This window comes from Mesorhizobium sp. P2_F8 (genome assembly GCF_056403655.1).
Window position 1 is genome coordinate 17025 of record NZ_JBFUFB010000027.1, and the last position, 20575, is coordinate 37599.

Below are 20575 nucleotides of genomic sequence, written 5' to 3' on the forward strand. Positions count from 1 at the left end.
AACAGAGCAGGAACGTTATGCGGCACGGCGTAGGCCTGCCGGGAGGCGAAGCGACCTGAAGCCTTCCGGGAGATGTTGCTCGCTATCCCAGGTGTAGATACCTGTCAGGTTGATATGCTCCCAACTCAGCGGCGAGATATGCTTCAACAGCATATCTGGGATGTTCCTTCCCGCTCGTTTGAGCTCTGTGACCGCGCGGTCGAGATAGACCGTGTTCCAGTGGACGATTGCGCTGACGACAAGATTGAGGCCCGATGCGCGGAATGCCTGACTTTCGAACGACCGGTCGCGGAGTTCCCCACGCTCATGAAAGAAGACTGCCCGTTTGAGTTTGTGCGCTGCCTCCCCCTTGTTGAGGCCGGCTTGGCAGCGCCGGCGCAGTGTCGGGCTCGAGTACCATTCAATCATGAAAAGCGATCGCTCGATGCGGCCGAGTTCCCGCAGCGCCCTGGCGAGCTGACCTTCTTTTGGCGATGCCGAGAGCTTCTTCAGGATCGTCGAGGGCACAACGGCACGGGTGGTGATCGATGCCGCCAGATGAAGCAGATCGTCCCAGTGATCGAGGATCAGGGTGGTGTTGATCGGCGCCCCGATGTGGTTCGACAGCGCCGGGTATGCATCGCCTTTCTCGAACGTGTGGAACTTCCGATCTTTAAGATTGCGCAGTCGCGGTGCGAACCGCTTGCCGATCAGAGCGAAGAGCCCAAAGACGTGATCGCTCGCGCCGCCGGTGTCGGTGAAGTGCTCCTGTATTTCGAGGATTGTGTCCTGATCGAATAGTCCGTCGAGCACATAGGCAGCCTCGCTTTCGGTCGGGCTGATGGGCAAGATGCTGAAGTAGCCGTACTGATCTGACAGGTGGCTGTAGAACTTCGATCCGGGCTCACTGCCGTAATGTAGATTGATATCTCCGCGCTTTGCGGCTCGGTCGCTTGCTCGGAAGAACTGGCCATCAGATGAGGACGTCGTGCCATTGCCCCAAACGCGAGAATGCGGATGGCCGGTGTGTGCGTCCGTCACGCAGGCCTGGGCTGCGCGGTAGGTCTCTGACCGGGCGTGGAAGGTGCGCATCCAACTGATCTGGTGAGCGCTGATGCCTTTGGACGCGCTCGCCATCCGTTTCGGACCGAGGTTGGTCGCATCGGCCAGTACGCCAGCCAGCATGGCCGAGATATTCCTCGGAGTGTCACCCGTGCGAACATGCGTGAAATGGTCGGCGAAGCCGGTCCATTCGTGCACTTCCCTCAAAAGGTCCGGTACCTCGACCAGTGGATACAGCTCGCTGATCTCGGCGTTCAGGTCCTCCGCTGCTGCGGGAACTTCGCCAGCTGCTGGCGTGACGATAAGCGTTCCACCTTCGAGACGAACACCGTCGAGCTTTCCGGATCGTGCTCTATGCGCCAGGCGCTTCAGGTTGAAGTCGAGCATCTGTTGCGCTTCGGTAAGCCACGCCGCGCCGTCTTCTTGGACGCCAAGTCCGAGGCGATCTTCATCTTTCAGGATGGTGAACGTTGACCGCGGCATCAGGTGCTCGTCGATCGGTCGGAAGGATCGGCTGCCATCGACCCAAATGTCCGCAGATCTAAGCCGGTCTCGCAAAGCCGCGAGCGTTGCAATCTCATACAGACGGCGATCGGGCTTCTCCTGGCCGAGAATTAGCCGTCGATCAGCTTGACCGAGGTGGGTGACCGGGAGGCGATCCGGAAGGGTGCGCCGCTTCTCGGCATAGAGCCGTTTCAGCAGCGAAATCGCCGCAAGAAGGGGATCGTGGCGGCGCGCTGAGCGGAACGTGAACGCCTCCAAGAACGCACCGGCGTACTTGTTGACGGTCGCATATTGCTCGGCCGCTAAGGTCAAAGGCGACGCCTCGTTGTCCTCGACCATCAACTCAAGCTCAGGCTTCATCCGAAGCAACCGGTGCCATCCAACTTCCTGATCTAGAACCTCCAATGCGTTCCCGCCATAATCGTTCGCGGACTGCAGGGCTGTGATCGTGTCCAGGAACATGCGTAGCGCTTTGGCGGTATCCGGCCTGCAGTCCATGTGGCGCTGCTTCTTGCGGTTATTGGCTTGCGAGAACAGCCGGCCTATCAGCTTGATGAACATCGACAATGCATCGTCCGTGAGCTTCTGGCCGAGCTTGATAATTTGCGCCACGATCAGCGCGTGTCGACGGCTGGCATTGAAATCGTTGGCCAGCCATGCCGGTGTGGCGTTGCCCTCACGGATCATCTGATCCCATCGTCCAGACGAGATGCGCATCTGCAATTTCGGATCGATTTCTAGCTTGCGCAGGAAGGCGATCCGTTCGGTCAGCCCGACCAGGTTTGACGCACCTGGCGCATCCGGCGCTGATCGCAGCCAATGAAAGCGCGTTTGGCCGATGGCCGGGTCAACCTCCAACAGCTTATCCAACGATTGCAGCGTATCGACCGAAATTTCTTCGATCAACGCTCTCTCCGCCCGCCGACGGGCAATGGCGCGGGCGGCAAGACCGATCCGTTCGATCGTGTCGATTGAAGGAAGAAGGGATCCGCGTTCACGAAACATGGCGACAATCGCACTCGCTATCGCGCCACCGTCGTCGGAGATCGCGGCCGCCTGAATTGCAGCCAACAGCGCAGCTCTACGGTCTTGTCCCGTCGCGCTCCGCGCGGCCAGATAAACCATCAACCGAGCAATGTGATCGCGACGCGTTTCTTCACGACGTGCATAGAGCGCAAACTTTCCAGCGTCGGCGCCAATCTGCTCGGCAACGTACTTTAGCATTGCGCGAGGCGGAGTTTCATCGGTCGCCAACACTCTTCCTGGATATCGCATCAGGCAGAGCTGAACGGCAAATCCGAGCTGATTGTGTTCTCGTCTGCGAAGTCCAATCTCGAGCCTGTCAGCCGACGACAACGAATAGTGTCGGATGAGGCCGTCCTCATCGGTTGGTATATCGAAAAGTCTCTGTCGATCCTGAACCTTGAGAAGCCTCCGTTTACCCATCGCCCAACTCCTTCCACGACCAATCTGCCGGGAGCGTTGTCGAGTCGGACGGGCGAAGAAATCAAAACTGGGTGCCCTGCGATGGCAATCCACAGGGATCGGATGCTGCACGGCCGCACTACGGCAGAGTTCATGATCCGTTCGCCCTTAGCGTACGATTTCGCACTGCTCTTGTTCCGACCCCAGAACACTGGATTTGATCGTCGCAACTCGGAGGCTACAGTGTCTGAGGATCATTCCGGGCGGATCGGCGCGATACACCGCGAGCTGCACCGCCATCTTCCGTCCGCGCCAGAACTGGAAAGTCTTTGGTCGAAAAGGGATTGCTCGACCCAAATACCGTCGATGCGTGGATCGAGGTTTACACCGAGCAGATCGGTCTGAGCATGCCCAGCAGTTCAGTATTGTGCCGGCTAAGGCGCCAAGGTGGCAAACACAAAGAGGTGTATTGAGCGCGTGTGCCACGCTCGTGTTTTTGCTGTGTGCTGCAATCGTTTGGTGGGTGCTGAGGTAAGTGTGGGCATGGTCACGTGATGCGAACCCGTCGCTTGGAGAATACCGCGAGCCGACGACGTCTTTGTGGTGGCGATGTGCCGGACATGGATACCGGACTGCACGACCGGATGGTCATCGACACGAAACACGCGGCGCGGGGGCCGTTGGGTCATCGTACGCTCACCCCGGCTCGCTGGGACGCCGCGGCCTAAGTCGCCAAGTCCACGATATCGCGCGGCCATCTTTCTGAATGAGGCGTACGATGATCCGTGACGATTCGACAGTAAGGGAGGAACAAAATGCCAATCGGAGCAGCAGTGGAGTACCTGCATAAGTTGCGCAGAGAGGCGATCCATGCGGAAGCGGGCAATGTAAAAGGGCTCACGCGTCATTTGCAGATGAACATTGGGAAGTCGCGGGATCTTTTGGAAACGACGGAGGCCACGGATGCTGCTCTGGCTCACCTTCTGGGGGCGGGGAACGCGCTTATTTGGGAGCTTGCGCCTATTTCAAAACAGACCGCTGAGCTAAGGAAAGACAAGATTGCTGATTTAAGGCACGCCTTTGTAACGGCGTTAAACATCGCTGTTGAGGAGGTTAGAAAGGCGAAGCCAAAAGCCTAGGCCACGCTCTGCTTCCAAAGCTCACACTGGCTGGAGTTCAAACCCCGGTCGGCCAACCAACATCGATGTCAATTGCGACCAGACCGTCTTCGTCGGTGCTGCTGTAATCTGGGTGGGGACGTGAGGGGGCTGAGTACAGAGCAACCATCGAAGCGTCTTCAACTGAGAACGGAACACGACGCTCACACGTCCACGCCGGCTTTGCGAAACCCCTCGAGCCACAGTTCACGGTCTTCGGCCAGCGCACACATGCCTGCACAATTGCGGGCGAATGCCGGAATATCGAAACCTGTCGGTGCCTCGCCTAGAATTGCTTTTGCCTCATCGATCCTCCCCAGTTGGGAAAGGCACATCGACTGAAGCAATCTTACATAGAAAGGTGCGCCGTTAACTGTTTTGTAGGTCTTAAGGGCTCCTTCAAAGTCACGCATTAGATACCGTACGTCTGCCAAGATAACGGTCCATCCCGGCGGCACGCGTGGCTCAGCCCTATATACACGTTCAATTATTTCCCGTGCGCGATTGTGTTCGCCTATGAAGGCGAGAACTAGTGCGCGTGTGGCGGCTGTGGAGATGTCACGCGGATTGAGTAAACTTGCACTATCAGAGTATCGTCTTGCATTGTCTCCATCACCGAGCATTAGGTACGCAGCTGCTACCTGTTCAAGCACGTAGGCGTCTGTCTTGTCGGCAGCGATAGCTCTTTCAGCGTATCCGCGAGATAGTTCGGCGATTTTCATATGAGTGTCACGTGCGGATCCGGTGAATCGTCTATAGCCATACAGGCCACTCAACATGGCCAACGCTCTCGCATATTGAGGATCAACTTTGATCGCCTGATTCAGGCAGCTTATAGCATCCTCCTCATCGCCATTTCTCGAAGCCTGCCTACCGCGCAACCACAAACTATAGGCGGTGGTGCTTGTCGTCGGATTTCGCTGACGAGCTTTGCTTGCTGCTTCATCTAGATTGTAAAAAAGCCGACCAAGAATAGCATCAACAATCTCGTCTTGAACTTGAAATATGTCTTCAATTTTCCGATCGAAGTTTTCTGCGAACGCATGCGTCCCAGTTTGAACGTCAATGAGTTGAACTGTAGCACGGACCCTGTTGCCGGCTTGCCGAATGCTTCCCTCGATCACAAAATCAGCCCGAAGCTTGCGGCCTATCTCAGCCACGTTTATGGACCGATCCTTAAACAGAGCTGTCGTGTTACGTGCAATCACTGACAGATGTTGATAGTGGGAAAGCTCCGTGATTATGTCCTCGGTTATTCCATCCGAGAAATAGTCTTGTGCTGGGTCGCCAGACATATTTGCGAATGGCAATACCGCCACTGTCGTACGCTCGTTGCCCCTTAAAAATTGGGCTTCTTGGACTCCTTCTGCGTCGCTGGGCCTGATGCGATAGGCGCGAATTGTTCGGGATATATTCTTGAGGGAGCTTTCCCCAATATCCTCGATTGAAATCTCGAGCTTTCCTTGAATCGCGTCGTACATTTGGCCCGAAATGCAAATACCTCCCGGCTCGGACAGGGTTTCAAGCCGAGCGGCGATGTTAACACCGTCACCGTAGACATCCGACTCGTCCTCTATGATGTCGCCTAGGTTAATGCCTATCCGCAATCTGATCCGGTTAGCGTCTGCTAGCGTTTCATTTGCCTTGGCCATGCGGRGCTGAAGGTCAAGTGCACAACTCACCGCATTTACTGCGCTAGCAAATTCGGCCAGGATTCCGTCGCCCATGAACTTGACAATTCGACCTGCGTGCTCTCGAACGGCCGGCACCACGATCTCCCTTCGCCGTTCCTTGATCACATCAAAAGTGCCGAGCTCATCCGCCTCCATGAGGCGGGAGTAACCAACCACGTCGGCCACTAGGATGGCAGCCAAACGGCGCTGCGCAGCAGTTCCAACCACGCCGACCAACCTCTTCGTTCCCATCACCCCTAACCAGTCTACAACACGGCGCAAATGTCTGCCAGAAACTTGCCTCAAGACGGTCGAGCAGGCTTTTGGCGCGCGCCGATCGCCTTCCCACCGTGCATTCTGCACCTACCGTTCGACTGAACAGGGGTTGAGGAACCGATCGGGAAGGATGTCGTCCCGACCAGGCGGGGCTGCGATTGGCTTGGAGCCGACGAAAGGTGCAGGGAAGCCCATCAGCGTTTCCTCATCATCTTCTTGAGCTCGGCCTGCATCCGGCAGCGTTCGGCGCGGTTCCCCTGACCGCTGGTGGCGGCCTTGGAGAACTGCTCGATTTCCTGGCGTTCGAGGCGACCCGGCGATTGCACCTGGTCGAAAGAGCGGCGGTTCCCGTCGCGGAAGGCCAAGTGCATAGGCGTTGATGAACGTCGGGTCCTGGCTGAGCTCACCGATGRTGGCCAGCTCGATAGCCGACCAGTCGCGCGACATGACCAGGTGCTCGTCGTCATCGCCTTCGAAGAAGCCACGGACGTACGTGCTCTCGCCACGCTTGGCGAGCTGCATGGCGTTCGGGTCCTCACAGGCCATGCGCCGGGAAGCCAGCATGGAGGTGAACCGATTTCGGGTGGAGTACGACGTTCCTTGGGTAAACCGCACCAACTGTAAGTCGGAAACCCAAAGGTCAGAGCGACGTAGCCTCATACCGGAAGCGGCAGAGCGTATGTTTCTGTTTTGTTACGAGAGAGCCAGGGACTGAGTATGGTAGAGAAGCGGTGCTTCGAACTTCCGCGGTGACGCTAGCGAGGTCGATGCTCATGCGGACCACAATGTCCGCTCTTCGCGATTGGCAAACTGAAGCTGCCATTCTCCTTTCGGCCCAGTCCCGGTCGTTCAGAAATGTACGTCCGAACGGCTACTATTGGCGCTTTCCTGACCTCCTGCACGGTCAGTCCGCGAACTTTGTGATGGCCATGCAAAGGGCTTGTAGGTGGTGCACGCCGGACCCACATCTGCTTGTAGTGGGACCTGCGGTGACGGCTATGGCGTGAACTCATAACGCGCATGGTCAGATCATGCACGAATGTCTACTTCCGAGACCAACGCGGCCATTGTCGGTTGCCGTTTGCCTTGTGGCAGAAGGGCCACCAAGTCGACTCCAAGCATGGTGGCTCCTTCGAGTAAAAAATCAGTCATTCCGGAAAGCCAGCCTTACGAAGGCCTTCGAGGTACATGTCTCGCAAGGCCAGGTCGCGATAGGGCTGGGATTCGACCCAATGGCTAATCTTGAAATGGGGATTTGTTGCCAGATGTAGCTTGGCCTCTTCACGCGCTTCCTCTAACCTGCCGAGCACCGCCAGGATCGACGCCAAATTAGCCCTGGATTCGGTTCGATATGTTGCTTCATTCCTCAGCGTCTTCACTGCTTCCTCATACTTACCGGCGGCTGATTGGGCCTCTCCGAGTAACCAGAAATACCAGCTGGGCGGGCGCGGATTCAGGCGCAATGCCTTCTCGATGCAGGTGATGGCCTCAACTCCGCGACCTTCATAGGTCTTCAGATCCCCGAAGTTTGCCCAAGCATCGGCGTCGTTCGGATTGAGCTGGAGCGAAATCTCGTACTCTTTGGCAGACTCATCCCATTGGCGCTCGAGGAGGAGTATGAACGCGAGCACCCAATGCGTTCCAGAATTTTCGGGATCGAGTTCAACCGCCTTTCTTGCCGACGCCATCGACTGTTGACGAAGGGGATTCATCGGATGGTTCCTAAAGACCCAGGCCTCGCACTGACTGATCGCCAACCAGCGATAGGCATCCGCGTAGTTAGGATCGAGCGCGATGGCCCGCTCGAACAAGGGAATGGCCGCAACGCCCGCCTCCGTGGAGTGTGACCATTCAGCCCGCCCCCTTAGATAGAGATCATGGGCCCTCAGGTTCGTTGGCCGATAGCGCTCCTTCAGGTTTGCCGCGGCCAACTTGCCGGCGAGCGCCTCCACAATCTTGCCGACGACTTCGTCTTGCGCCGCGAAGATATCGGCAAGGTCTCGGTCGAAGCGATCCGCCCAGATGTGCCCACCGGCGGGTGCATCGATGAGCTGGGCGTTGATCCGAACGCGGTCCGCCACCCGTCGGGCGCTACCCTCCAGCACATATTTCACGCCCAGTTCGCGAGCGATCTGGCGGGTGTCTACCGATCTGCCCTTATAGGCAAAGGATGAGTTCCGGGCGATGACGAAGAGCTCGGGCACTTTGGAGAGGTCGGTAATCAGATCCTCCGTCAATCCACGACGAAATACGCCTGCTCGGCGTCAGCACTCATATTCACAAAGGGGAGGACGACTATTGACGGCTTGACGGGAAGAGAAAGTTCAACGGCGGAGACTACCGCTGCGGCGCCATCCTTGCCCGCGAGCCGATAGGTTTGGATCGGTCGATCRATGTTTTTGAGAGTCTGCGGACCCAACGAAACGAATGAATGTGGCAGCTTGCCGTTGATCTGCTCGAAGACACTTCCCGAGATGCACAATCCCCCGGGCTCCGACAGACCCTCGAGCCGAGCCGCGACGTTGACTCCGTCGCCGTAGAGATCGCTGCCCTCCACCATCACATCGCCGAGATTAATTCCTGCACGCAATACAATGCGTCGGTCCCCAGCCGCATCTGCATTAGCGATATCCATAGCTTTCTGCAATTCGACAGCGCAGTTTACGGCGTTGACTGCGCTTCCGAACTCTATTAGCGCGCCATCCCCGATCAGTTTGATGATGCGACCATGATGTTTGGAGATCATTGGCTGAAGGATCTCTCGACGCCGAGATTTGAGTGTAGCCAAGGTACCTACCTCGTCGCGCTCCGTGAGGCGGCTATAGCCAACCACGTCGATGGCCAGAATGGCAGCAAGGCGGCGTTGAACGCGTTCTTCGGACATCGCAGAGGGGTACTCTCACTGCGGCAAATTCTATTTGCATCCCGAGGAGGAGTCGATTCACCCGATTTTCCGCTCTGGGTCCATTCACGTCGGTTAGCCAACTCTCTGATATGTCTGGTTAGGGGGTAATCCTGGACATGGCGGTTTTGCCCTTGAAGGTGTCGGCCGGACGGCTCGATCGGCGCTGTTTCTCGCCTTACTGGAATTGCGAGCGAAGACCTGCGCAAACAAAGGAAGTGGCGCGAAACAATGTCGTGATTCCAATGGGTTGGCATCTCTGATAGACTCTCTTCATTGACAAGAGCGGGTCACACCTGAGGGACGCAACGGGTCCTTCCGGGGCGGTGAAGCCATGCAGGAGGGCGCAGCGCCGAGGGTCGCCAGCGTCAGCCATATTTTTTTGGGAAGCCACCCGGAGTCCAAATCCGAGCCGGGACCGCGTAAGCCTTTGATCAAGCGTGCAGAGTTGAAAGTGCCGCTGGACCCCTGTTGGACCCGGAGTCCAGTTCGGATCCAGATGGGTCCACCGACAGATCCATCGCGGACTCCAGCAAGAACGTCCGGAAGCCACATCCTCTTCGAGGAGAATGCATGCCCGTCCAGTTCGCACCGGAAGCCATCGAGCACTGGCCGATCGAGCGGCTGAGGCCGTATGTCGGGAACGCCAAGACACATGCGCCGGACCAGGTGGCGAAGATCGCCGCCAGCATGGCGGAGTTCGGCTGGACGGTGCCGGTGCTGGTGTCTGCCGAAGGCGAGGTGATCGCTGGGCATGGCCGCATCCTGGCTGCCGGGGAACTGGGCCTCCCAGAGGTGCCGGTGATCATTCTCGATCATCTGAGTGAAGCGCAACGGCGTGCCTACCGTATTGCCGACAACAAGCTGACGGAGCTGGGCGGATGGGATGATGCCCTGCTCTCTCAGGAGCTTCGTGCGCTGAATGGCGACGGCTTCGACTTGAGCCTCACCGGGCTCGACGATGCGGAACTCGACCGGTTGATGGGCGAGCTTCGCGACGAGACCGAAGGCGCTGCCGATGAAGATGAGATCCCCGAACCGCCGGTCGATCCGGTCACCCGCCCCGGCGACCTGTGGGTGCTCGGAAAGCACCGGCTGCTGTGCGGCGATGCGACGGTGGCGGCAGATGTCGAACGGCTGCTCTCGGGTGCTGTGCCGCATCTTATGGTGACCGATCCACCGTTTGGGGTGAACTACGATCCTTCCTGGAGGAGGGAAGCGGGCGTCTCGAACAGCAGCCGCACCGGCAAGGTGACCAATGACGATCGCGCGGACTGGCGCGAGGCGTGGTCGCTGTTTCCCGGTGATGTGGCCTATGTCTGGCATGCAGGTGTCCATGCCTCGACGGTGGCCGACAGCCTGGTTGCTTCCGGCTTTGGCATCYGCTCGCAGATCATCTGGGCCAAGCCCCGCCTGGTGCTCAGCCGTGGCCATTATCACTGGCAGCACGAGCCGTGCTGGTATGCGGTCAGGGAGGGAGCGACAGGCCACTGGCAGGGAGCGCGCGACCAGACCACCATCTGGATGATCGGCAACGGCGACCAGGGTGAGGACGACGCCACGGTTCACGGGACGCAGAAGCCGGTAGAATGTATGCGGCGGCCGCTGCTGAACAACAGCGCCACCGGCTCTTCCGTCTATGAGCCCTTCTCCGGCAGCGGCACCAGCATCATTGCCGCCGAGACCACCGGCCGTTCCTGCTTCGCCATGGAGCTCGATCCTCGCTACTGCGATGTCGCGGTAGAGAGATGGCAGAACTTCACAGGGCGCAAAGCAGTCCTGGAGGCCAGTGACCTCGACGTCGCCGATGTTCATGCCAGCCGATCCGCCGCTTGACCACCATGGAGGGGATGAGCGAGCGCCAGTACGCCGCGCATGCCGGGGTCTCCCGGGGGGCCATACAGAAGGCCAGGATTGCCGGACGGCTGGTGCTGTTTGAGGATCGCTCAATTGATGGAGCAGGATCCGACGCACGCCGGGCAGCCCTGACCGATCCTTCAAAGCAGAGGCGCTCCCTGCCCCAGCCCAAACTGAAGGCCGTACCTGAAGAGGCGCTGTCGGCCGTTGGCGAGACGTTGCGCGAACAGGGGCTTGCGGCGCCCGTCGTAGGAGGCTCGACCACCTTCCTGCAGGCAAAGACAGCCAATGAGGTGCTGAAGGCGCAGGAACGCCGGCTGAAGCTTCAGAAGCTGAAGGGCGAGCTTGTCTCGCTCGATCGCGCCAAGACCCTGCTGTTCCGGCTGGCGCGGGAGGAACGCGACGCCTGGGTGAATTGGCCCGGACGCGTCGCGGCGATCCTGTCGGCTGAACTGGGCGTGGATACCGCCACCATGCACCAGCTTCTCGAGAGCCAGGTGAGAGCCCATTTGGGGGAGCTGGCCGATGTCCGCACTGACTTCCGATGAGGTTCAGGAAGAAGGCCTGTTCCGCTTCGAAGGCGTCGATGAACTGAAGTCGTCTTGGCGCGAGGGCCTGCGCCCCGATCCGTTCATGACGGTATCGGGATGGGCCGACCGGCACCGCATGCTGGCAGCAAGAGCTTCCGCCGAGCCCGGCCGCTACCGGACCAGCCGCACGCCCTACATGCGCGAGATCATGGACGCCTTGTCTCCTGGCTCTCCTGTGCAGCGGGTCGTGTTCATGAAGGCCGCCCAGGTCGGCGCAACGGAGGCCGGCAACAACTGGATCGGCTTCATCATCCACCAGGCGCCAGGACCGATGCTGGCCGTGCAGCCGACCGTGGAGCTTGCCAAGCGCAACTCGCGTCATCGCATCGATCCGCTGATCGAGGAGAGCCCTGCCCTGCGCGGCCGGGTGAAGCCGGCCCGCTCGCGCGATGCCGGCAACACGATGCTGTCGAAGGAGTTCAATGGCGGCATCCTGATCATGACCGGCGCGAACTCTGCAGTCGGCCTGCGCTCGACGCCGGCGCGCTATATCTTTCTCGACGAGGTCGACGCCTATCCCGCCTCGGCCGACGACGAGGGCGATCCTGTCACCCTTGCAGAGGCACGCTCGCTGACCTTCTCACATCGCAGGAAGGTGTTTTTGGCCTCGACGCCCACCATTCGCGGACTGTCGCGCATCGAGCGGGAGTATGAGGCGTCCGACCAGCGTCGTTACCATGTCCCCTGCCCCGAATGCGGCGTCATGCAGTGGCTGAAGTTCGAGCGACTGCGTTGGGACAAGGGCAGGCCCGAGACGGCCCGTTATCAATGCGAGGCGTGTGAGGCCCCAATCGGCGAGCACAGCAAGACCGCCATGCTGCAGGAGGGGGAATGGCAGGCGGGCGCAACGGCAGCAGATCCTGCCACGGCAGGCTTCCACCTGTTGGGTCTCTATTCTCCTGCGGGCTGGCTCTCCTGGCAGGCGATCGCCCGCGCCTTCGAGGCGGCTCAGGGGTCAGACGAGTCGCTCAAAGCCTTTCGCAACACCGTTCTCGGCGAGACCTGGGTCGAGACCGGCGAGGCGCCAGATTGGCAGCGCCTCCATGATCGGCGCGAGCAATGGCAAGCGGGCAGCGTTCCTGCCGGTGGCCTGTTCCTCACCGCCGGCGCCGACATCCAGAAGGACCGCATTGAGGTTGACGTCTGGGCATGGGGCCGCGGTCTGGAAACCTGGCTGATCGAGCACATCGTGCTGGACGGCGGTGCTGGAGACGAAGCCTGCTGGAAGGCGCTCGATCAGGTGCTCGGCCGCAGCTGGCAGAGCGCGTCCGGCAACACGATGCGGATCTTGCGGCTGGCGATCGACACCGGCTACGAAGCGCCGGCCGTCTATACCTGGGCGCGCAGAGCAGGCTCGGCCCATGTCGCTCCGGTCAAGGGTGTCGAAAATTTCAATCGCGCAAGCCCCGTCACCGGTCCAACCTTTGTCGACGCGACCGCACACGGCAAGCGTCTCCGGCGGGGTGCAAAGCTGTGGACTGTGGCTGGCTCCACCTTTCCTTCAAGGCCGAGACCTATCGCTTCCTTCGCCTGCCCCGGCCAACGGACGAGGAGCTAGAGGCCGGTGCCAGACATGCGGCAGGCACGGTCCATCTCCCTTCCTGGGTGGACGGCGAGTGGTGCAAGCAGTTCGTCGGTGAGCAGTTAGTCACGGTGCGCACCAGGCGGGGCTTCTCTCGCCTGGAATGGCAGAAGCTTCGCGAACGCAATGAAGCCCTCGACTGCCGCGTGTATGCCCGTGCCGCCGCCTGGATCATCGGTGCCGACCGCTGGCCGGAATCGACCTAGCGCGACCTCGAGGCGCAGTTCAGCAAAAACGTCGCTGCCTGTGAGCCGGCAGTGACTGCCGCAGCCGCGTTGCCACGTTTGGCATCAGCTTCGAACCTTCAAAACACGCGTCCGCAAAGCCGGCAGCCCAGGCTGAGGACTAGGCGTGTTCGCTTGAGCCGCTGGATGGAGTAACGCCAACAGTCTCTGACAAGGCGATGGATCTCGTTGTCCCCAGGCGGGGTTCGTGACCATTCGAGCTTAGCGTAATGAACCACGCGTGATCAAATTGCCCTAACATTATGGCCATTGAATCGACGTGCCGTGATCAGTGTGCTGCCTACGTGTAGCGGCACTGGCTGCTTCGCGGGTCGACGGCGAGCTAGGCGTCAGGTTGCGTGCTTAAGAAGTCTCTAATAAACGGGTTGTTTGTCAGCTAACTAGGGGGACCGACAAGTGACCAACGAAACCGACCACCGCGCAGCCGAACTAGCCGAGTTAACGGCGGATGTTGTCTCTGCATACGTGACCAATAATCCTTTGCTAACCGCCTCACTGCCTGACCTGATCGACTCCGTGCATCTCTCGCTCTCGGGCCTCAGCCAGCCGGCGACCCTTTCAGTCGAGCCTCTGGTGCCGGCAGTAAATCCCAAGAAGTCGGTTTTCCCGGACTACATCGTCTGCCTGGAGGACGGCAAGAAATTCAAGTCGTTGAAGCGTCACCTCAGGACGGATTTCGGTGTCACGCCCGATCAATACCGCGCCAAGTGGGGCTTGCCCCATGACTATCCAATGGTCGCACCGGAGTACTCCGACCGGAGGTCCTCGATGGCAAAGGCTACCGGTCTAGGCCGCAAGGCTAAGCCTGTTAAGAAGGCGCTAGCCAAGCGGAAGGCTTAGTCGGTCGAGCGCGGTGACGTAAGGTCAAGACTTAGCTATTAGAAAACTGCGGCGGACCTGGCGTCCGCTTGGGCCTGCGCCATTCAGGCAACCTCCAGAGAGCGGCGCCGGCCCTTGCGATTAAAACTACATCTTTCGGCGGTAGCCTTCATGCGGATGCGCTGTGGCTCTTACATTGGAGTGAGCGCATGCTTCGGATTAGCCAGCAAGCGCCTCCTCGAGCCATTACTGGTCAGCCCCGGCGGCCACCGCTGCTAGTCCCCTAGCAAGCCGCTGGGCCGCCCCGGTAAAAATCCGCTTCCGTCAGCGCTTCTGTAGCCAGTCCAAAAGCCCACCGCAGGTCGCTCCCGTGGCGGGCTTTCATCGATCAGGGACTAGTTTTCGGGACGCTGCCCAATCGTTAGAATCCACGCGCTAGTTGCTAGTACCGATACATGTGCCTGCGGTAGCATCGGACGTGCCGGCGACCATGCCGCCAATAACTACGGCAGACCGTTGCCCAACCCCGCCGGCGGTAATAGCGGCGGTAATGGCGGCGATAATAGCGGCGGTGGTAGCGCCGATAGTGGACCTGCTCCACTTCCGCCTGGTTACCTTTTTCGTCGTCGAAGGTCTCTGTGTCTGGCGCCTCAAGTTCATCGAGAATGCCGCTTCTGGCGCCTGGAACACCGGCCACTGCGTCGATAGGTCGAACTGCACTTGCAAAGGCCGTTGCCCCTGCAATGCCAAACATTGCTGTCAAGAAGGATCGCCGATCCATACAAACCTCCCGCTCTCGCCTGCAGAAATAGCAGGCATGTCCATGCAACGTATCTAGTCACGCGTAGTTCCCGATCACGCATTGCGGATCTGCGCGTTCATAATCATGGTTAATTGAAGCCCGCGCTCTCGGCTAAGCGCGGGCCGATCAGGTGGTGCGTATCCCGATCTTCGGCAGGGATGGGGTGTGCATCGCCGCCGCCATGGCACAGTTAGAGATGGCTAATGTTCCGTCAAGCCGCTTGCGCTTACGGGTGAGACGCTTCGGAAGTTTCATCGCACGTCTAAGCACTTAGTCCACGTTGGCTAATGCGAACTCCCCCCTATCAGAGGGCTATGAAAAAGCGTCCTACCTATGCCGTGTACAAACCGCCAATGTTCGGCTTGCCGTTCCTAGCTGTCACACTCGCGGTGGATGGGACAGCCACGGCAACGCCATTCGCTACCGCACAGGATGCCGCCGCTTTCAACAAGATGATGGCCCAGGCTGAACACCCCGGTAAGATCAAGAACTAACGGGCCCTCTTTCAACAGCGTTGCATCGAGAGGCAGGTATGCCCCGCTGACAATTAGGACTAGCTAATATATTCTACCCTCACAAATACGAGGGGATTGACATGGGACAGCCACGAAGATGGATTGCGCTGGCGTGGCTTGTTCTACCTGTCGACGCGGATGCCCACGATTGGTATACCGGCAAAAAAGACCCGGTTATGCAATATGATTGCTGCGGCAACAAAGATTGCCATCCGATAGACTCTCGCGACGTCAGAGAGACGAAAGACGGCTATTACGTCAGACTGCCTCGTCCCGCATATATGAATGAGCCGCAAGAGCCGGAGTGGTTTATCCCTAGGGAGCGCGCCCAAGTCTCCCTCGATAACCGCTACCATCTCTGTGAGCATTTAATGACGTTCTATCGAACGATCATTCCCCATTTGAAATTCGAGGCCTACCACAGATTCAGATGGACGTGTTTCTTTGTGCCCAAGGGTATGAGTTAAATCGAGAGCCGCCGGGGCTTCGGGTGGATCGTTGATTGGCGCTACCCAGCGATAGGGGGAATGGCCGGTGCAGCTGGGGCTCTTTGGGGCGACGGACCACACCGGCCACTGCGGGAAGCATTTGGACGTCCCTCCCACACTGCCTAAATTATGGGCATATTAGCAATCGCGCAATTGGCCTAAAGGCGCTACCCAGCCATAGAAGGCTGCACACGGCCAATTGAATTGCGGCGCTGGCGGCGACTGGTTACCTGCCCGCCATGAACAAGACACCGTGTTGGCGGTGCTGCTCGTGATCGCGATTTATTGGTTTAGGCAAGCCGACGCCCCTGATTGGGCATCTCGGCTTTGAGCGCCACCCATTAGCTGCCCTTGGTTTTGCCGTAGCCGGTCGGGGTGGTGTCGGGCGTGTATGTCAGGCTGACATCGTTCCCGTTGCATTTGTTGCACCGAAGCCTGGGACGAATATCCCATTCCATGGCCGGCGCGTCAGAGCCGAACCGATCGCGCAGGTTCACAGGTCGAGCGGCTGTCTATGGTTGCAGGGCGCGAATGACGGCGCGCGGTTTGATATGGCGCAAGGACGGTGGGGGACGTTCATGAACGGGATAGTGACGGGGATGTAGAGCGCCTCTGCTGCCGTCCCGAGGAGAAGGTCATGAAAAGCATATCGAGAAGGGCAGCGTTCGGRCTCGCTGCGGCAATACTGATGGCCGGCAGTGCCGGCGCCGTCCAGGCCGCTTCGCTTGTCCAGATATCGCTGTGGGACAAGGGCGCGAGCACTGAGATGGCAATGGGGCTCGCCTATGCAACACAAGGACTCGACATCGCCAAAGCGACCATGGGCATCAAGGCTTTGCCCGGCGCGGTGAAGGCCGGGGAGGTCACATTCAATGTGAAAAATGACTCCAAGGACACAGTTCACGAAATGATCGTGATGTACCTTGCCGATCCCGGCAAGCCGCTTCCTTACCTTGAAGCCGAGAACCGGGTCGACGAAGACAAGGCTGGCGACAAGGGCGAAGTTTCGGAGCTTGATCCCGGCAAATCAGGCACATTGACCGTCGAATTGAAGGCTGGAAAATACCTGCTCATCTGCAACGTGCCAGGTCACGATGCGGCGGGCATGTGGACCGAATTTACCGTCGATCCATAGGAAACGCCTGGAGCCTCACCTGGGGTCGCCATTAGGCCTGCAGCTAAGGTTCCTCAAGCGCGCCCTTGTGGGGGCGAAGCTTGCGCGCCGGCCATGCTTTCGCCACCCGGCCGAAGTCTAATTGACATCGTCCGACCCATCGCGGCTCCCGAGCGGACGGAAGAAGGAATTTCTCATGGCTTCGACCGCAGCGTTCATCTGGTATCTAGTAATCGCCGGTCCGCAAGGCGGAATGGTTGTCATGCCGAGCACCTTCGACACCCGTGAAAAGTGTGCAGCCGCTATCGCCGAATATCAGAAGCAACCAACGCCAGCCGGTTGGTCGCTGCAGTGCATACCCAGCGCCTCACCGTTCACCGACAATGGGTCCGCGGAGTAGGCGCTGATCGTTTAGCGGAAGCGCATAAGGTTTCCAACTGGCGGCGATGTTCCTCGCAAGCACATCCCGCCGGTTAGGCCCGGCGCCCTAGCCCGCACCCCAACAACAGGGGTGCCGGGCCGCTCTATTCAAACCCCTCTCGGCAGAAAGACCCGCCACTCCATTTGCGAAGCGGCGAGGCCCCAATTGCCCCCTGCCGAGTGCGCACCTGATTGAGCTACTAGCGCGAACATCTTGGTAGGCTAAAGGAGCAAGTGTCGTTTGATCAACTTGGAGATTGGGGGTAAGCGGCACCTGCAATGGAAGTAGGGCCGCGCATGTCGCATCCACATTACCAAGTTAGCAGTAATGCTTGGTCGGCCTACAGTCTTCCCCAGCCGGCGACGCCGATTGCCGCCGGTCAGGCCCGGTGGCCGCCTCCCCCAGCCCCACGCCAACGGCCGCTGGGGCCGCTTAAGAGAAAGCTCGACTCTCGGAGCCCCGCCAGAGCGCGTTTCGGCTGGCCGCCAGCGTTACCAGCCGCAGACAGGGCGCTCTGTGAGGTCGCTGTCTCGCATATTAGCATCCTCTTGACGGCCAGATGCGCTGCTCCAGAATCCTATCCGACGAGGAAATTCTCATGGCTTCGACCGCAGCGTTCATCTGGTATCTAGTAATCGCCGGTCCGCAAGGCGGAATGGTTGTCATGCCGAGCACCTTCGACACCCGTGAAAAGTGTGCAGCCGCTATCGCCGAATATCAGAAGCAACCAACGCCAGCCGGTTGGTCGATGCAGTGCTTGCCGAGCGCCTCATTTTATCCCGATAACGGGTCGGCTGAGTAAAGCAGCATCGCAGCGGTGGGGCTACACAGTGATTTGGTATGGGGAACAGGGCGTCGTTGAAAAGACGCCATTTGATGACGAGAAGGCTGCGAGGGACCACGTCTTTGCGACCATCCCCACTCGGAAGCGGGATGACGGTATCGTAGCGGTGGAAATACGCAAAGACGACGGCACGGTTGCTTTTAGTCGAGCAGGGGCAACTAACGTGCTTCACTTTAAATTAGCAGAAGCGCATAAGGTTTCCAGCTGGCGGCGATGTTCCTCGCGAGCACATCCCGCCGGTTAGGCCCCGGTGCCCTCGCCCCACTGGGCTTCGCGCTCTTCGGCAAGGTATCGAGGCGATTGTTTGTCGGCGACCGCCAATCCGTGTTTCACCAGATCGCGTCCGAGATCGATGCCTCCCACGAGACACCGACATCGTTGTCATAGCGATCCTTGCCTTCGATGGTGCAGGATACATCCCCGGAGGCAATGAGATGGCGAATGTGGTCACGCGCATACCTGCCGCAGGGCCAGATTTTGTCAGCGGCATCAAAACACGCCTGCGAAAGTTCGGGGCATCGATACCGAGCAACTGAACTCGTCATGCCAAAGTGTATCGCCGTCATGAGCAAACCAATGCTTCTACTGCGGACACGGGGCCACAGGTGAGCACGAAGGCGAGAGCGAGGGTCAACCTACACACGGCAGAGTAATGTAATTATTGCGCATTCTCGTCGTATTGATAAGGCATGGATCATGCGCCCCTAGCGCTTCACCTTCGGAGTGATCTCGTCGATCCGCACCTTAACTCCGTCCTGCACCATCGCCTGTTCAAGCGCCTCTGCGGCTGCCTTGTCCTTTGTGGTCAGGTCCGAAGGAAGGCCGGGGCTCGTCGAGCCCTGGCCCTCGCAGGGAGATCAAACGAAAGAGCCGCATCATGGGAGCTGATTCGACTTAGCAGGTCACAGGGAGGTAACAAATGACCATCCATGAGAACGAATAAGGAACATTTTCCTTGATCGTCAAGACGGCCTGTGGAATCTTTTAGTCATTAGCCACGCGTCACGCGAGCCCTTGCGAGGGTCGATGCCTCTTCCGTTGCAAGCCCTCCCCGCCATCAGTCTCATCACCCATCGCCAGGTCTGGCCCTTGCAGTGGCGTTGAACTCGTCGGCTTCGAGTTCGCCGCCCGAAAAAGGAGGGTGAAACGATAGTCTCGTGAGGGGACAGGTCGACAGAGCGCCCGCGATAGTGCGTCCGCAGCGCGCTGGCCAAGCTGAAGCATGACGTTCTCGTATGTGTCGGAAACCCCGCAACTGGGGCAAGATAAGAGATCGGACCCTCGCGGCTCGCTGACGCCGCCCAAGGGCACCTTGCATCGACTGCAGCCGATCCTAGGAGTGTCTCCGATCATCTAGAACGGTATCCGCATGCCGTTGATGACTCGTCGTAGGCTTACCGAAGGCCAAAAAAGCTTAGTATCAATAATACGACGACTACCGCTCCAATGAGCCAAATGATATTATTCATGATCTCCTCCTATTGATCCGGACGCTCTCGATTATCTGATAATGATTGGAACGTGGGCAATGATTTCCCTGCTTCTTCTTCGAGCTTCACAAGCTTTTCCTTGATCTCCTCTGGGTCAGAATGCTCCAGCCCGACAACGTCGTTTCGGGTTTCATCAAGAGCAACGATGATCTCATCGAGTTTGGCGTGGATGGCGGCGGTGTCGCGATAGCCCTGTATCAGGACAACACCGGTGATCACGATGGCCGCGACTGACAGGGCATACGTAACCGTATTTGTCAGGCCAAAAGGTACCAGCGCTGTGCAAAGCACCATGGCCATGAGCATCGCATAGAATCCAGGGGGTCGGGAAAGAAAGTCGGCCGCGACGAAAAGGAAGCGGTTCATTCCAACCATTGTCCGTCAAAAGGCCAAGGCGAAAGCGATCAGCGCCGTGACCGCCACGCAGACAGGCACTGCCAGGAGCAAGCTTGCCTCTAGAAGCCGGGTCTCTTTGTCGCTCAACATTATCGCCTCATGGGCATCGTTGAAGATATAGGGTTCGCCCGCCTCTCGGCATGCGAGCGAACCCTATCAGCGCAGGATGGGACTTGCCTGCGCCGAACGCAAAATGTCAGCCAACAACTATTCCGATCACGAGAAACGTGACGGCCGTCGCAAAGAGCGGTGCAAGCAACCAGCGCGCTTGACTGACACTTCTATCCATCTGATTTCTCCGAACTTTCCGAGACACAACATCCGCGAAAGTAAGCTGTTCCCAGGCAAGTCACGGGTAAGACCAATGCGGTTTTCGATCAGGCTTTGGTCCGATGTCCCGTGGGACCGAAGCCCTGCCGGGGGAACGTCGGCAC

General features: G+C 58.9%; 15 protein-coding genes and 1 pseudogene. 9 read left to right on the forward strand and 7 right to left on the reverse strand.

Translation table 11 applies throughout. From position 1 onward, the window contains the following. Positions 1 to 15: 15 nt before the first annotated feature. A complete protein-coding gene (locus AC1DZP_RS33340; protein ID WP_441940255.1) occupies positions 16 to 2991 on the reverse strand; it encodes a Tn3 family transposase in 2976 nt (991 codons plus the stop codon). Between the two features lie 794 nt (positions 2992 to 3785). Here AC1DZP_RS33340 and AC1DZP_RS33345 point away from each other — a divergent pair. Continuing rightward, positions 3786 to 4109, forward strand: coding sequence for a hypothetical protein (locus AC1DZP_RS33345; RefSeq protein ID WP_477291696.1), 324 nt, complete (start codon positions 3786 to 3788; stop codon positions 4107 to 4109). 182 nt (positions 4110 to 4291) lie between these two features. Here AC1DZP_RS33345 and AC1DZP_RS33350 read toward each other — a convergent pair whose 3' ends face one another. The 5 genes from AC1DZP_RS33350 to AC1DZP_RS33370 form a co-directional block, all read right to left on the reverse strand. Then, entirely contained in the window at positions 4292 to 6052 is a 1761-nt protein-coding gene (locus AC1DZP_RS33350; protein ID WP_477308335.1) for an adenylate/guanylate cyclase domain-containing protein, read from the reverse strand. Between the two features lie 50 nt (positions 6053 to 6102). Next, positions 6103 to 6198 (reverse strand): HGGxSTG domain-containing protein, encoded by a 96-nt coding sequence (locus AC1DZP_RS33355; protein WP_477291710.1) that lies wholly within the window; start codon positions 6196 to 6198, stop codon positions 6103 to 6105. Next, positions 6164 to 6598, reverse strand: coding sequence for a hypothetical protein (locus AC1DZP_RS33360; RefSeq protein WP_477308336.1), 435 nt, complete (start codon positions 6596 to 6598; stop codon positions 6164 to 6166). Before AC1DZP_RS33360 ends, AC1DZP_RS33355 begins: the two co-directional genes overlap by 35 nt. Positions 6599 to 7224: 626 nt before the next feature. Further along, positions 7225 to 8313 (reverse strand): tetratricopeptide repeat protein, encoded by a 1089-nt coding sequence (locus AC1DZP_RS33365; protein WP_477308338.1) that lies wholly within the window; start codon positions 8311 to 8313, stop codon positions 7225 to 7227. After that, positions 8310 to 8960 (reverse strand): adenylate/guanylate cyclase domain-containing protein, encoded by a 651-nt coding sequence (locus tag AC1DZP_RS33370; protein WP_477308340.1) that lies wholly within the window; start codon positions 8958 to 8960, stop codon positions 8310 to 8312. The genes AC1DZP_RS33365 and AC1DZP_RS33370 overlap by 4 nt, the downstream gene beginning before the upstream one ends. 591 nt (positions 8961 to 9551) lie before the next feature. On the opposite strand from AC1DZP_RS33370, the gene AC1DZP_RS33375 reads away from it, so the two are divergent. The 8 genes and pseudogenes from AC1DZP_RS33375 to AC1DZP_RS33410 all read left to right on the forward strand — a co-directional run bounded on the left by AC1DZP_RS33375 (position 9552) and on the right by AC1DZP_RS33410 (position 18213). Beyond that, positions 9552 to 10814, forward strand: a complete 1263-nt coding sequence (locus AC1DZP_RS33375) for a site-specific DNA-methyltransferase (RefSeq protein WP_477308342.1) — start codon at positions 9552 to 9554, stop codon at positions 10812 to 10814. A 5-nt stretch (positions 10815 to 10819) separates the two neighbouring features. Then, positions 10820 to 11383 carry a hypothetical protein gene (locus AC1DZP_RS33380; RefSeq protein WP_477308357.1) on the forward strand — a complete coding sequence of 188 codons (564 nt, stop codon included), beginning with the start codon at positions 10820 to 10822 and terminating at the stop codon, positions 11381 to 11383. Between the two features lie 85 nt (positions 11384 to 11468). Next, positions 11469 to 13213, forward strand: a pseudogene (locus tag AC1DZP_RS33385) (phage terminase large subunit family protein). A gap of 435 nt (positions 13214 to 13648) precedes the next feature. Continuing rightward, the gene (locus AC1DZP_RS33390; RefSeq protein WP_477308344.1) at positions 13649 to 14092 is read left to right on the forward strand and encodes a Ros/MucR family transcriptional regulator; all 444 of its coding nucleotides are present in this window, start codon (positions 13649 to 13651) and stop codon (positions 14090 to 14092) included. Between the two features lie 1095 nt (positions 14093 to 15187). Then, positions 15188 to 15367, forward strand: coding sequence for a hypothetical protein (locus AC1DZP_RS33395; RefSeq protein ID WP_477308346.1), 180 nt, complete (start codon positions 15188 to 15190; stop codon positions 15365 to 15367). A gap of 1197 nt (positions 15368 to 16564) precedes the next feature. Next, entirely contained in the window at positions 16565 to 17011 is a 447-nt protein-coding gene (locus AC1DZP_RS33400) for a sulfocyanin-like copper-binding protein (protein ID WP_477308348.1), read from the forward strand. Between the two features lie 175 nt (positions 17012 to 17186). Next, positions 17187 to 17390 (forward strand): hypothetical protein, encoded by a 204-nt coding sequence (locus tag AC1DZP_RS33405; protein ID WP_477308350.1) that lies wholly within the window; start codon positions 17187 to 17189, stop codon positions 17388 to 17390. 619 nt (positions 17391 to 18009) lie between these two features. Then, positions 18010 to 18213: a hypothetical protein gene (locus tag AC1DZP_RS33410; RefSeq protein ID WP_477308352.1), complete on the forward strand. Its 204-nt coding sequence runs from the start codon at positions 18010 to 18012 to the stop codon at positions 18211 to 18213. Positions 18214 to 19733: 1520 nt separating this feature from the next. Here the strand turns inward: AC1DZP_RS33410 and AC1DZP_RS33415 are convergent. Then, positions 19734 to 20111: a low affinity iron permease family protein gene (locus AC1DZP_RS33415; RefSeq protein WP_477308354.1), complete on the reverse strand. Its 378-nt coding sequence runs from the start codon at positions 20109 to 20111 to the stop codon at positions 19734 to 19736. Positions 20112 to 20575: the final 464 nt, after the last annotated feature.

Coding starts and splice junctions, on each gene's coding strand:
- AC1DZP_RS33415 (WP_477308354.1), bottom strand. CDS start 20,111: ATGAACCGCTTCCTTTTCGTCGCGGCCGACTTTCTTTCCCGACCCCCT.
- AC1DZP_RS33340 (WP_441940255.1), bottom strand. CDS start 2,991: ATGGGTAAACGGAGGCTTCTCAAGGTTCAGGATCGACAGAGACTTTTC.
- AC1DZP_RS33405 (WP_477308350.1), top strand. CDS start 17,187: ATGGCTTCGACCGCAGCGTTCATCTGGTATCTAGTAATCGCCGGTCCG.
- AC1DZP_RS33410 (WP_477308352.1), top strand. CDS start 18,010: ATGGCTTCGACCGCAGCGTTCATCTGGTATCTAGTAATCGCCGGTCCG.
- AC1DZP_RS33345 (WP_477291696.1), top strand. CDS start 3,786: ATGCCAATCGGAGCAGCAGTGGAGTACCTGCATAAGTTGCGCAGAGAG.
- AC1DZP_RS33380 (WP_477308357.1), top strand. CDS start 10,820: ATGGAGGGGATGAGCGAGCGCCAGTACGCCGCGCATGCCGGGGTCTCC.
- AC1DZP_RS33395 (WP_477308346.1), top strand. CDS start 15,188: ATGAAAAAGCGTCCTACCTATGCCGTGTACAAACCGCCAATGTTCGGC.
- AC1DZP_RS33400 (WP_477308348.1), top strand. CDS start 16,565: ATGGCCGGCAGTGCCGGCGCCGTCCAGGCCGCTTCGCTTGTCCAGATA.